Below are 11,217 nucleotides of genomic sequence, written 5' to 3' on the forward strand. Positions count from 1 at the left end.
GTAAGCGTCAGCTGAGCACCGCAGTTGCTTGATCTGCGGCGGATTTCTCCATGCTCCAGTTCCATGGGAGCAACTCTTTGAGCCTGGTTGCCGGATGTCCCTTTGCCATGCGGTCGATAACATTGGCGAGGTAGGCTTCTGGATCGAGGCCGTTGAGCTTGGCGGTTTCGAGCACGGTATAGATGATGGCGGCGCGTTCACCGCCAGCTTCGGAGCCGAGGAACAAGTAATTTTTACGCGTGATGGCGATGCCGCGCAGGGCCCGTTCGGCTGGATTGTTGTCGATGCCGACGCGGCCGTCGGTGGTGTAGAGGCACAAACCTTCCCAGCGGCCGAGGGCATAGTTGATTGCTTTGGCGAGATTGGTTTTGGCGGAGAGGCGTCGACGCTGTTCCTGGAGGTAGCGCTTGAGTTCGGCCAGCAGCGGACGGGCCTGCTCCTGGCGAACCTGTTCCCGTTTCTCAGCACTTTCGCCACTGATCTGAGCTTCAATGGCATAGAGTTCGCCAATCCGGCGCAGTGCCTCCTGGGCAATTGGCGATTTGGTGCGCTCGAATTCATCGAACAATTTTCGCCGCGCATGTGCCCAGCAGGCAGCGTGCTGGATGCGTGGCGCGTTGCGGCCCGGTGCACCGCTCTCACGGGTCAATGCGCCATAGCCGGTATAGGCATCGGCCTGGATGGTGCCCTCGAATTCCGCCAGATGGTCCCGTGGACGCTCACCTTTGCGGTCGGGGCTGAAGCGATACCAGGCGGCGGTCGGGCGCGGGCCCTGCCAACTTCGTTCATCGGCCAGATAGACCCAAAGCCGTCCGGTTCTGGTGCGGCCAAGCCCAGGGCTGAGCAGCGGCACCGGCGTATCGTCGGTATGGATCACCGGTGCCGTTTTTACATGAGCGCCGATCGTGGCCGCCAGCGGCGCCAGCCACCAAGCGGCATGTCCTACCCAGTCAGCCAGGGTGGCACGTTCGATCTCTACGCCTTCGCGCGCCAGGATGGCGGATTGGCGATAAAGCGGCAGCCCATCGAGATATTTGCTTACCACCACATGCGCGAGCAGGCCGGGGCCGGGGCGGCCCTTCTCGATCGGCAGATCGGGCGCTGGCGCCTGGGTGATCGTCTCGCAGGAGCGGCAAGAGAGTTTCGGGCGCACATAACGAATGACCTTCAGCCGCGCTGGAATTTTCTCCAGCACCTCGGTGATATCCTCGCCGAGCTTGACCAGGTGCGTGCCGCCGCAATTGGGGCAGGTCTCGGCGGCGGGATACATCACATCCTCACGCGGCAGATGTGCCGGCAACGGCTTGCGCACAGCGGGCGATCGGGTCAGGCGTGACTGCGGCGCTGCCGCTACCCGCGCGGCTTCGGCTTCCTCAAGGTCTTCGAGTTGGAGTTCAAGCTGCTCGATTTGCGCGTCCAGCACCTCAGACGAACGCCCGAACTGCATACGCCGCAGTTTATGTAATTGCGCCTTGTACTGCTCGATGAGCAGATGCGCGCCAGTCAGCTCGGCACGCGCGGTCGCCAGTTCCGCCTCTCGTTCGGCAAGCTGGGCTCGCAGACTGATGATCTCGGCGGCAGCATCCATTGCCAGGATTCTAGTCGAATCCCATGCAAATATCATCAGTTTTTGTGAATCAGCAGGCCGCTTCCGGCGTAAAACTACGCACCGGCGCGCGCCAGTCGATCCCTTCCAGCAGCATGGACAATTGTGCCGTGCTCAGCAGCACGGAGCCGTCCCGCGCTTGCGGCCAGAGAAACTTGCCACGCTCCAGTCGCTTGCAGAACAGGCACAGCCCCTGACCATCCCACCACAGGATCTTCACCAGATCACCGCGCTTGCCACGGAACGCATAGAGCGCGCCGTTATGCGGATCGAGGCTCAGCATGGTCTGCACCTGCGCCGCCAGCGTATCGAAGCCCTTGCGCATGTCCGTCGTCCCACAGGCCAGGTAGATGCGGACATGCCCCGGCAGCCCGATCAACGCAGCGCCGACAAAATACGCCGCAACGTCATAGCCTCGACCTCACCGCTGATCCGAAGCTTGACGCCGCTCGGCAGCTCAACCTCGACAAGGCCAGATGCCACCGCCGGCGTGGGTAGCAGCTCATCCCGCACAAGAGCGGGCGCCTGCTGCGAGGGTGGCTCCGCCATTACCGATACCGGCACAAACCCGGTCAGCTCACCACTGCGAAACTGCTTGCGCCAGGTATAAAACTGCCCGGTGCTGATCCCGTGCGCCCGACAAGCCAGCGCCGGGGATGATCCGGGCGCCGAAAACTGCGCCAAGATCCGCAGCTTCTCCTCCGTGCTCCAAATGCGGCGCTTGGAAACACCGGAAAGCACCTCAAAACCCAACTCCGGACTAGTCCGGAGCACACTCTCAACTTCAACACCATCCGCCAACGCCATCCTCCACCGCTAAGCAGAAGAACAGAGGCAGAGCACGCAAAACCGGACAAGGCGCCTCTCAGCTGACGCTTACGATGAAATCGGCAACATCGTAGGCTTTATCGGCCCCAGCGTGATGCGCCTGTTGCCTGTGCGGCGGCCCTGCATGGTCAGCGTGGCCGCGCGCTCGGCGGTGCCGGTGGCGGGGGTGAGGGTACTCTCCCCCACCAGGCCTTTACGGTTCTCTATCAGCACATGATCTTGCTGATTAGCTCGTCTTTCGGCTGACATCGCTGGCCGTCGCGTCCGGCAGCAACATGCAGAGCAGGCCGCCAAAGACCAAGATCGCCGCTAACGCATAGATGCCAGCACTGGTCGTTCCGGTCAGCGTGGTCAGCCAGCCTACGAGCAGGGGACCGATAAAGCCGCCGAGATTTCCGAGCCCGTTGATGATCCCGCGCGCGCCGCCGGCCACACCAGGTGGGAAAATCAGACCCGGAATCGACCAGTACGGGCCGGAAAGAGCTTTCGAAAGCAGACCCGTTATCACAATCAACGCGAACGATATCCATTTGTAGTGGGGAATGAAAGCCGCGACCCCGAAAGCGAAGCCGAAACCACACAAAGCGATCGCGCACCATCCGCGCCGATTCCCCTTGCGGTCGGACAGGGCGCTGGAGACATCTCGAGCCTGGCTTGCCAAACGCCCGTCGATATCGATTGTTGCCCGTGACCGGGGCGGCGGATATGGCGAGGCGATTGCAAAAGGGCTGCCTGAAGACCGGCAGGTTGCCGATCGTTGGTATCTCATGGAGAATTCGAGCCGAGCGTTTCTGGACGCCGTAGTCAAGTCCATGCGGCAGATCAGGCAGTCCGTTGGCAGCAACGACATCGATCCCAAGCTTCTCACCTACGCCGAGAAGCTGTAATACGAAGGCTACCAACGACGGCAGGAAACAAACGAAGCGATCTTGAAACTGGCGAACATAGGGACCTCCATCAGGCAAATTGTCCGGCAAACATGTCTTAGCCGATAGCTCGTTCGCGACGTTTTGCGCGGACAGCGACTGGACGTTTTCCGTATACGGCCAAGCTCTCTGGATAGCTGGTTGCCGTGGTTGAACAGTAGATGGGAAAGCGGCGCCCGCAATGCTTTGGCGCTCTGGCGTGAGATGTGCGCGGAAGGCTTTGCCGGTCAGAGCGGTGTCGTCTCGCAATGGGCACAGCGCCGGCGCCTCGCTGAAAAGGCCAATCAAAGTGGATTTGCACGCACGCCCTCCGCCAAGGTCATTGCCCGCCTGATGACCTCGGCACGGGATGAGCTTGCTAAATCCGAAGCGATTCTGGTGGCAGTTATCGAGGCAAGCGTCCCTGAATTGGTCGCGGCGCGCAAAGCGATTGGGGACTTCCAATCCATGATCCGCTCAAAGTCAGCGGCAAAGCTCGATGAATGGCTGGAGATTGCCAAAGGCAGCCTCATCGGGTCATTCGCCAATGGCGTCGAAAAGGACCACACGGCTGTCAGAAACGCGATCGTCTCGCCATGGTCGAACGGACAGACTGAGGGGCAGATCACGCGCCTCAAACTTATCAAGCGACAGATGTATGGGCGCGCGAAACTTGACCTGCTTCAGGCGCGCGTAGTCGGCGCATGAGCATCGCCAGCAGCAAATGTGAGTCAGAGCCAATTCTCAGTGGAAAAATCCGGCCTTCCCGGGTCAGATCTCAGCGGAAATCAACATTGCCTGCCCGGATAGCGGCGTTTTGGGTCGCAACCTGGCGGGCGGCGGCCAACATCAGCGCCATCGTCAGCTCAGCAACCGACTGCCCGTTACCTGCCGGTGCGATCAGGACCGGGACACCGCGTTCAGTCGCGGTCGCTATATCGACATTATCAATGCCAACGCCATGGCGGGAAATCACCTTGAGGCTCGATCCGGCCGCGGCGAAGGCCTGGGCGTCGAACGGCAAGGTGCGGGAAATCACCCCGTCCACGGCCTCGCGGCGCAGATGGTGGAGCATTTCCTCGGTGCCGCCCTGCCTGCTGGTGAAGATCACCCGGCACCCTTCGGCACGGAGAACCTCCTGCCCGGCCTCCGCTAGCGTTGGCGCACTAACCAAGATCGTTGCCGACATTTCCACCTTTTTGATCGTTTCGGCGGTCACCATTGCGCAGGGATTGGTTGAGCTCTAGTTTCTAATTTTCACCAAAAGCAAACTTTCACGAAACGGTCTTATGGATATTCGCGACCTCGCCTATTTCGAGGCCATCGCAAGGCTGGAAAGCCTCACCCGCGCCGCTGCCGAGGTGGGGCGCACAAAGCCGGCGCTGAGCAAATGCATCCGTCGTCTCGAAGATCGCGTCGAAGGTGCATTATTCGAACGACGCGGCCGGCGTTTGGTGTTGACCGCGGCGGGGCAGACGCTGCTGTCTCATGCGGTGAGGATGCGCGCCGCGATGGCCGACGCGCTCAGAGACGTTGCGGAAATGGCCGGGGGCAATAAAGGGCATGTCAGGCTGGGACTTGGCACCTCGATCGTCGAAACCCTCTTGCCTGTCATCGCCGACTGGCATCGCGCCGAGGCCGGCCGGACCACGCTAAAATTGCAGATCGGCTTAAACGATGCGCTGCGGCGAGAGCTTGTCGATGATCATCTGGACGGGATTGTGACCACCGTTCAGGCGAGAGATGAGTCCAATCTAGCCCGGGAAAACTGGGGGGAGGATGATGTTGTCGTCGTCGGAAGAAAAGGCCACCCGCTGGATCGCCGTCGAGCCGCGACGATCAGCGAGCTTTCTGCATTCCAGTGGGTTCTGGCCTCCCGCTTCGTCGCCAGCCGGGACTGGTTGGACAATGTTTTCATTGCCCGTGGATTTGACCCGCCAAGCGTGCAAGTCGAGATCGGGTCGGCCCAACTCGTGGCCGCCTTCATAGACGGAACCGACCTGCTCGGATTTGTGCCACGGCGGATTTTACGGAGCGACCACGCGCGCAAAACCCTGGTCGAAATTACCAGTGCCGATATTAAAATGCATAGAAGCCTGGGGTTCATCACGCGCAAAGCAGGCTACGTCCCGCCTGCGTTGATGCGGCTTAACCGAAGACTGAAGACGGCCATCGAAGCGGAGGGGGAAGGACGCACCTAGGCGAAAAGCCACACGAAATGTTGTCAGCATTTCAAACATCGACCATGAATTCAACGGCCTGCAAATCTTCTCCGAGGTGGAAATGCAGGATTGGCCGAAAGGAGCGAAAATGTTTGCCGGAAAAGTCGTTTTGATCACAGGTGCCACGGCGGGAATAGGGAAGGCAACCGCGCAGCTATTCGCCGAACGGGGCGCTACCCTGTTGCTGACCGGACGCAACACAGACGCCGGTAACGCGTTGGCTGCTGAATATGGGGCCCAGTTTCTGGCGGCGGATATCGCCACCCCGGATACGCCGGCAAAACTCATCGCCTGGGCCGAGCAGAGCCATGGCCGGCTGGACGTCGTTGTGAATAATGCCGGCATTCTGTTCCAAGGCGATGCGCAGGCCTGCAGCGATGAGCAATGGGACTTGACCTTGGCGGTTAACGTCACCGCCGCTTTCCGCCTCTCCCGCGCCGCCGTGCCCCTCATGGCGCGGCAGGGGGGAGGCGCGATCGTCAATGTTTCCTCGGATTGGGGCCTGGTCGCCGCAAAGCAGGCCGTGGCTTATGGCACCAGCAAAGGCGCGCTCGTCCAGCTCACCCGCAGCATGGCGATCGACCATGCACGCCAGAAGATACGCGTGAACGCGGTCTGTCCCGGGGACACCGACACCGCGATGCTGCGCAGCGAAGCCTCCAGCGAGGCCCACTTGCGCGATATGGCGGAGGCGATTCCCCTCGGTCGTCTCGGCCATCCTCGCGATGTCGCCGCGGCGATCGCGTTTCTCGCATCCGACGATGCCAGCTTCATCACCGGCGCCATGCTGCCTGTCGATGGTGGAAACTCCGCGATGTGAATGCGAAACCCGAACCGGATGCGCCCTTGGTTGAGCCAGCTTTGTATCGTTCAAACTTCGCTGGCGTCCGGGACGGGCCGCATGTTGGCTGAGTCTCAGGAAACAGGCGCACGGCGAATGCGGAAGGGCGGGCTGCGGGAGAAAGGGGCCTGCCACATCCTGCGGAGAGCGTTTCACACACTCCCCAACGGGTTCGAAATCAGTAACCGCCAGCTTCCATCGGCACCGTCCGTTTCAGATCAGGTCATTGAAATTGCCCGCAAACAAAAAGCCAGCGTGTTTTTTATCAAATGAAAAACACCCTACGTGCCGCAAAAGGTTCGATAGATGCCCTCGCTCGGCGCTGGCGGCTCGGCATAGGCGGCGAACACGGCTTGGTCGTCATAAGGGGCGGCCAGGATCCCGAGCAGTGTTTCAAAGCCGGAGACATCGTTCTTTTCAACGGCCTGTTCGAGCGCGGCCTCGACGCGATGATTGCGCGGGATGAAGGCCGGGTTGGCGCGGCGCATCGCGGCACGGCGGGCCTGCGGGGCAAGAGCCTCCTGCGCCAGCCGTGCCCGCCAGCGCGCTGCCCAGCCGGCAGAGCCGCTGAACAGCGCCGTATCTGCTTCGGGATTTACGGCGGCGTCGCATAGCCGCCGGAAGGTGAGCGTGAAATCGGCGCCGTGTTCCGCCATCAGATCGAGCAGCTCTTGCGCCAGCGCGGCATCGCCCTCTTGCGCCATGGCCAGCCCCAGCTTGCGCCGCAGCCCGTCCAGATGCGCCGCGGCGAATATCTCGCGGAAGCGCTCCAACGCCGCGCTGGCCAGGGCCAGAGCGGTTTCCTCATCAGGGCTGATCAGCTTCAGCAGACATTCCGCCAGCCGGCAAAGATTCCACAGCGCGATGTCCGGCTGGCGGCCATAGGCATAGCGGCCGCCCGCATCGATGGAGCTGAACACCGTGGCGGGATTATAGGCGTCCATGAAGGCGCAGGGGCCGTAATCGATGGTTTCGCCGGAAATCGACATATTGTCGGTATTCATCACCCCATGGATGAACCCGACCAGCAGCCATTGCGCCACCAGCGCGGCCTGGCGGGCGATGACGCCCTCCAGCAGCGCGAGATAGGGCGCAGGAGCGGACGCCGCCTCGGGATAATGCCGGGCGATGGCGTAGTCGGCCAGGCGGCGCAGACTCGTCTCGTCACCGCGCGCGGCAAAGAACTGGAAGGTGCCGATGCGGATATGGCTCGCGGCGACACGGGTGAGGATGGCGCCGGGTAGCGCCCTGTCGCGCCACACGGTCTCGCCGGTGACCACGGCGGCGAGGGCGCGCGTGGTGGGGATGCCGAGCGCCGCCATGGCCTCGCTCACCAGATATTCGCGCAGCACCGGGCCCAGCGCGGCGCGCCCATCGCCACGCCGGGAGAAAGGCGTGGGCCCCGCGCCTTTCAGCTGGATGTCACGCCTTGTGCCGTTCTGGTCAAGCACCTCCCCCAGCAGGATCGCCCGCCCGTCGCCCAAACGCGGCACGAACTGGCCGAACTGGTGCCCGGCATAGGCCATGGCCAGGGGGGCTGCCCCTTGAGGGATGCGCACACCGGCGAAAACCTCCGCCCCCTCCGGCGTGGCCAGCCTCTCGGGGTCCAGCCCCAACTCACGCGCCAGCCCGTGATTGAGCTTGATGAGGCGCGGGGCCGCGACCTTGGTTGGCAGAACGGGGGCAAAAAACCCTTCGGGCAGCCGCGCATAGGAATTATCGAAAGCAATGTGCGGCGTCATCGGTGGGGAACCTCCTGCGGGCCGTGGACTTGAACAAGAGGATTCGCCTTGAAATACGCCCGTATGGCTTTGACGAAAACAGCGACGTTGGCAGACGCAATGCGCCGCGCCTGGTAGGCCACACTGACCGGCAACGGCGGCGGCGCGAACTCTTGCAGAATGAGGGTGAGGTGCCCGGCCCGCACGGCGTCCGAGACCTGGTAGGAGAGCGTTCGTGCGATGCCAACGCCGGCCTGCGCGGCCGCGATCGCCGCGTCGGCACCGTTGACGATGAGGCGAGGCTCCACACGCATTGTTTTGCGATCGGCGCCGAAGGGCCACTCATTGGTGGCGCCAATGCCTTCGAACAGGATGATATCATGCGCTGAAAGCGCCGCCGGTGAGGCCGGCGCGGGGCGCGTTTGCAGATAGGCCGGACTGGCGACGAGGACCGGGGTGGCGAGGCCCAGCGTGACCGCGATCATGCTGCTATCGGCAAGCTCGCCGACGCGAACGGCAACGTCCACACCGTCTTCAAACAGGCTGACATTCCGGTCGGATAATGTCAGATGGATCGAGAGCGCGGGATGCTCGTGCAAAAGCGCATTCACGATCGGCAATACGTATAAGCGCCCGAACAGAACCGGCGCGGTGACGCGCAAGGTCCCGCGGGGGTTCGCATCCTCGCCACGGACCCGCCGCTCCGCCATCTCGAAATCGTCCAGGATGCGTTTGCAATCCTCGAGATAGATCTGGCCGCGTTCGGTCAATTGCACAGATCGGGTCGTGCGGTTGAGCAGCATGATTCCGAGCCGCGCCTCGATCTGCGCGACGGATCGCGTCACCACGGAGGGTGAAAGCCGCAGGCGCCGCGCCGCCTCCGTAAAGCTGCCCTGGGCGGCAACGGCGGCGAAAATGCGCATGGCTTCGAGATTATCCATACATAATTGCTGAGACAGCAATAAACTTTTGTCAACGCGGCGGATTATCGTGCCCGCATTCGGCGTTTACATCACGCTTCACACCGCAAATGGCGGTTCACTCCTGGAGAAACCCATGTCCCGCATTACCGTTCCCACCTTTGAAACCGCCCCTGCCGCCTCCCAGACCATGCTGGAGGCCGTGCGGAAGCAACTCGGCGTCATCCCCAACAGCTTTCGCGTCCTGGCGCTCAGCCCTGCCGCCTTGCAGGGGCTGCTCGGCCTGACAGGCGCCTTGGGCAAGGCGCTCGACCTTAAAACCCGCGAGCGCATCGCCATTGCCATCGCGCAGAGCAATGATTGTGACTATTGCCTTTCAGCGCACAGCTATATCGCTCTGAACCTCGCCAAGATCGATGCCGGTGAAATCGCCTTGGCGCGCAAAGGTCGTTCGGCCGAGCCTCGGGCCGATGCCGCCCTCAACTTTGCCCTCAAAATTAACGAGCAACGCGGCAAGGTGAGCGATGCCGATGTGCAGACGCTCAAGGCAGCCGGCTTCAGCGATGCCCAGGTCGTGGAAATCATTGCCGTGGTAGCCGAGAATATTTTCACCAACCTGCTCAACATCGCGGCGGGCACTGAGATCGACTTTCCGCTCGTGTTGGCGGCCGAAGCCGCGTAACCTCTCAGCGGCCCGCGCGCCAATGTGAATGCAAGGGGCTCCGGATTTGTCAGCAATCGATTAGAGCCTCAAGCCTTTAGCGTGAGGCTCTAAATTTTGTATTCGCGAGCAATTTCGCGTTTTTTCTTGACCCTGACGCGTCAATCTAAACATCTGATTTTCTACCGGCTTCACAATAGCAAAGGTCACGGCGGCAAGGCACGGAATAAGCCGAGGCGGAAACCCCCTGAAAATATCACGAAAATGTCTTGCTTTTCGACGGCGCGGGCAACAGGAACGTGCCGAACGCATCGATGTCAAGCGGCGGACTGAAGAAATAACCTTGATAATTCAGGCAGCCGACCTCGCGTAGGCGATTGAGCTGCTCGCGCGTTTCAACCCCCTCGGCGATCACCTGCAGGTTCAGCTTGCCGGCAAGTTCGATGATGGCTTGGGTGACGACCATGTTCCGCGCGTTGGTGAGCATGTCCCGGACGAAGGATTTGTCGATCTTGATCTGGCCGAGTGGAAAGCGGTTGAGAACGCTCAAGGACGAATAGCCCGTGCCAAAATCATCCAGCGACCAGCTAATGCCGATCGCCTTCAATGCGATCATCTTGGCGACCGTTGCATCGACATTGTCGATGAACATGCTTTCCGTGAGTTCCAGCTTGAGTTTCGAAGGGGTGACGCCGCTGAGGCGGATAATTTCCGATACAGTCTGGACGAAATCGGGCTGGCGGAATTGCGAGGCGCTGACATTGACCGCCATGGTCAGATGCTGCGTGTGCTGCTGGGCTTCCCACTGCGCAAGCTGGGCACAAGCAGCACGCAGAACCCAGTTTCCGATGGGAACGATGAGGCCTGTTTCCTCGGCAAGCGGGATGAATTTTACCGGCGGCACATTGCCCATCTTGGCGTGCCGCCAACGGATGAGAGCTTCGGCACTAACCACCCTTCCCGCCTCGTTGATCTGAGGCTGGTAGTGAAGCTGGAAATCACCATTCGCGATGGCTTTGCGCATTTCGACGTCCATCGTGCGACGTACCGAAAGATCCGCGTTCATGATGACAACAATGAAAACCAGCTCACCCATCGCAATCAGCGTATTGCTCCAGGCGCCGATCTCCGCGGCACTGGCGGGAATGACCAATTTCGGGTCGTGAAAGCCGATCGAGGTATTAGGGTCCAGACTCATAACACCCACCAGACGACCGCTGCCACGAGGTAGATTGATGCGGCAAAATTGATGGCCAGCCGGTCATATCTGGTTGCGATCCGTCTGAAATCTTTGAGGCGGCAGAACGCATTCTCGATTTTATGCCGCTCTTTATAGGATGTCTTGCTGAAGCTGTACGGCCGCTTGCGGTTACGTTTGTTCGGGATGACGGCCTTCGTCCCGCGCTTTTTCAAGTTGCCTCGTAATTCGGCGCTATCGTAGGCTTTGTCGGCGAGAAATTTTTTCGCCTTCTTGGTTTTCTCAATCAAAGGCGCGGCCAAGGGACAGTCATGC

16 protein-coding genes are annotated in these 11,217 nt (G+C 61.1%); 6 read left to right on the top strand and 10 right to left on the bottom strand.

Annotation, left to right across the window (positions count from 1 at the left end; translation table 11 throughout):
* Positions 1 to 7: 7 nt before the first annotated feature.
* From tnpC to T331_RS19680, 5 genes are all read right to left on the bottom strand, one after another.
* Positions 8 to 1,588 (bottom strand): IS66 family transposase, encoded by a 1,581-nt coding sequence (gene tnpC, locus T331_RS0116220; RefSeq protein ID WP_051622448.1) that lies wholly within the window; start codon positions 1,586 to 1,588, stop codon positions 8 to 10.
* 49 nt (positions 1,589 to 1,637) lie between these two features.
* Positions 1,638 to 1,985 (bottom strand): IS66 family insertion sequence element accessory protein TnpB, encoded by a 348-nt coding sequence (gene tnpB / locus T331_RS0116225; protein WP_026440783.1) that lies wholly within the window; start codon positions 1,983 to 1,985, stop codon positions 1,638 to 1,640.
* Complete coding sequence (gene tnpA / locus T331_RS0116230) at positions 1,982 to 2,407, bottom strand: IS66-like element accessory protein TnpA (RefSeq protein ID WP_211248753.1); 426 nt, start codon at positions 2,405 to 2,407, stop codon at positions 1,982 to 1,984. The genes tnpB and tnpA overlap by 4 nt, the downstream gene beginning before the upstream one ends.
* Positions 2,408 to 2,482: 75 nt before the next feature.
* Complete coding sequence (locus tag T331_RS19675; RefSeq protein WP_155992762.1) at positions 2,483 to 2,620, bottom strand: hypothetical protein; 138 nt, start codon at positions 2,618 to 2,620, stop codon at positions 2,483 to 2,485.
* Between the two features lie 40 nt (positions 2,621 to 2,660).
* The gene (locus T331_RS19680) at positions 2,661 to 3,095 is read right to left on the bottom strand and encodes an MFS transporter (RefSeq protein WP_407637434.1); all 435 of its coding nucleotides are present in this window, start codon (positions 3,093 to 3,095) and stop codon (positions 2,661 to 2,663) included.
* On the opposite strand from T331_RS19680, the gene T331_RS20330 reads away from it, so the two are divergent.
* The gene (locus tag T331_RS20330) at positions 2,977 to 3,321 is read left to right on the top strand and encodes a transposase (protein WP_035180533.1); all 345 of its coding nucleotides are present in this window, start codon (positions 2,977 to 2,979) and stop codon (positions 3,319 to 3,321) included. The two genes, T331_RS19680 and T331_RS20330, sit on opposite strands and share 119 nt — an antisense overlap.
* Before the next feature lie 180 nt (positions 3,322 to 3,501).
* On the top strand, positions 3,502 to 4,047 hold the full coding sequence (locus T331_RS20335; protein WP_211248755.1) for a transposase: 546 nt from the start codon (positions 3,502 to 3,504) through the stop codon (positions 4,045 to 4,047).
* Positions 4,048 to 4,117: 70 nt separating this feature from the next.
* Here T331_RS20335 and T331_RS18805 read toward each other — a convergent pair whose 3' ends face one another.
* Complete coding sequence (locus T331_RS18805) at positions 4,118 to 4,561, bottom strand: Rossmann-fold NAD(P)-binding domain-containing protein (RefSeq protein WP_211248756.1); 444 nt, start codon at positions 4,559 to 4,561, stop codon at positions 4,118 to 4,120.
* A gap of 67 nt (positions 4,562 to 4,628) precedes the next feature.
* On the opposite strand from T331_RS18805, the gene T331_RS0116260 reads away from it, so the two are divergent.
* From T331_RS0116260 to T331_RS20100, 3 genes are all read left to right on the top strand, one after another.
* A complete protein-coding gene (locus T331_RS0116260) occupies positions 4,629 to 5,540 on the top strand; it encodes a LysR family transcriptional regulator (protein WP_026440786.1) in 912 nt (303 codons plus the stop codon).
* Between the two features lie 109 nt (positions 5,541 to 5,649).
* A complete protein-coding gene (locus T331_RS0116265) occupies positions 5,650 to 6,381 on the top strand; it encodes an SDR family NAD(P)-dependent oxidoreductase (protein WP_035180539.1) in 732 nt (243 codons plus the stop codon).
* The gene (locus tag T331_RS20100; RefSeq protein ID WP_211248757.1) at positions 6,382 to 6,675 is read left to right on the top strand and encodes an amidohydrolase family protein; all 294 of its coding nucleotides are present in this window, start codon (positions 6,382 to 6,384) and stop codon (positions 6,673 to 6,675) included.
* Positions 6,676 to 6,683: 8 nt separating this feature from the next.
* Here the strand turns inward: T331_RS20100 and T331_RS0116270 are convergent, their stop codons facing one another.
* Positions 6,684 to 8,144: a protein adenylyltransferase SelO gene (locus tag T331_RS0116270; protein WP_026440788.1), complete on the bottom strand. Its 1,461-nt coding sequence runs from the start codon at positions 8,142 to 8,144 to the stop codon at positions 6,684 to 6,686.
* Positions 8,141 to 9,064, bottom strand: coding sequence for a LysR substrate-binding domain-containing protein (locus tag T331_RS0116275; protein WP_035180535.1), 924 nt, complete (start codon positions 9,062 to 9,064; stop codon positions 8,141 to 8,143). Before T331_RS0116275 ends, T331_RS0116270 begins: the two co-directional genes overlap by 4 nt.
* Positions 9,065 to 9,179: 115 nt before the next feature.
* Here T331_RS0116275 and T331_RS0116280 point away from each other — a divergent pair, with 115 nt between their 5' ends.
* The gene (locus T331_RS0116280; RefSeq protein WP_026440790.1) at positions 9,180 to 9,725 is read left to right on the top strand and encodes a carboxymuconolactone decarboxylase family protein; all 546 of its coding nucleotides are present in this window, start codon (positions 9,180 to 9,182) and stop codon (positions 9,723 to 9,725) included.
* 235 nt (positions 9,726 to 9,960) lie between these two features.
* Here T331_RS0116280 and T331_RS18810 read toward each other — a convergent pair whose 3' ends face one another.
* Positions 9,961 to 10,902, bottom strand: a complete 942-nt coding sequence (locus tag T331_RS18810) for a putative bifunctional diguanylate cyclase/phosphodiesterase (RefSeq protein ID WP_244876996.1) — start codon at positions 10,900 to 10,902, stop codon at positions 9,961 to 9,963.
* On the bottom strand, positions 10,899 to 11,217 hold a 319-nt coding region (locus T331_RS0116290; protein WP_155992764.1), incomplete at its 5' end, for a transposase. The genes T331_RS0116290 and T331_RS18810, both read right to left, overlap by 4 nt.

The sequence above is a fragment of the Acidocella facilis ATCC 35904 genome, assembly GCF_000687875.1.
GTDB lineage: Bacteria > Pseudomonadota > Alphaproteobacteria > Acetobacterales > Acetobacteraceae > Acidocella > Acidocella facilis.

Excerpts from the sequence above, each read along its gene's own strand:
- tnpC (WP_051622448.1), bottom strand. The coding sequence starts at position 1,588 with ATGGATGCTGCCGCCGAGATCATCAGTCTGCGAGCCCAGCTTGCCGAA.
- T331_RS20330 (WP_035180533.1), top strand. The coding sequence starts at position 2,977 with ATGAAAGCCGCGACCCCGAAAGCGAAGCCGAAACCACACAAAGCGATC.
- T331_RS18805 (WP_211248756.1), bottom strand. The coding sequence starts at position 4,561 with ATGGTGACCGCCGAAACGATCAAAAAGGTGGAAATGTCGGCAACGATC.
- T331_RS0116260 (WP_026440786.1), top strand. The coding sequence starts at position 4,629 with ATGGATATTCGCGACCTCGCCTATTTCGAGGCCATCGCAAGGCTGGAA.
- T331_RS0116265 (WP_035180539.1), top strand. The coding sequence starts at position 5,650 with ATGTTTGCCGGAAAAGTCGTTTTGATCACAGGTGCCACGGCGGGAATA.
- T331_RS20100 (WP_211248757.1), top strand. The coding sequence starts at position 6,382 with ATGCGAAACCCGAACCGGATGCGCCCTTGGTTGAGCCAGCTTTGTATC.
- T331_RS0116270 (WP_026440788.1), bottom strand. The coding sequence starts at position 8,144 with ATGACGCCGCACATTGCTTTCGATAATTCCTATGCGCGGCTGCCCGAA.
- T331_RS0116275 (WP_035180535.1), bottom strand. The coding sequence starts at position 9,064 with ATGGATAATCTCGAAGCCATGCGCATTTTCGCCGCCGTTGCCGCCCAG.
- T331_RS0116280 (WP_026440790.1), top strand. The coding sequence starts at position 9,180 with ATGTCCCGCATTACCGTTCCCACCTTTGAAACCGCCCCTGCCGCCTCC.
- T331_RS18810 (WP_244876996.1), bottom strand. The coding sequence starts at position 10,902 with ATGAGTCTGGACCCTAATACCTCGATCGGCTTTCACGACCCGAAATTG.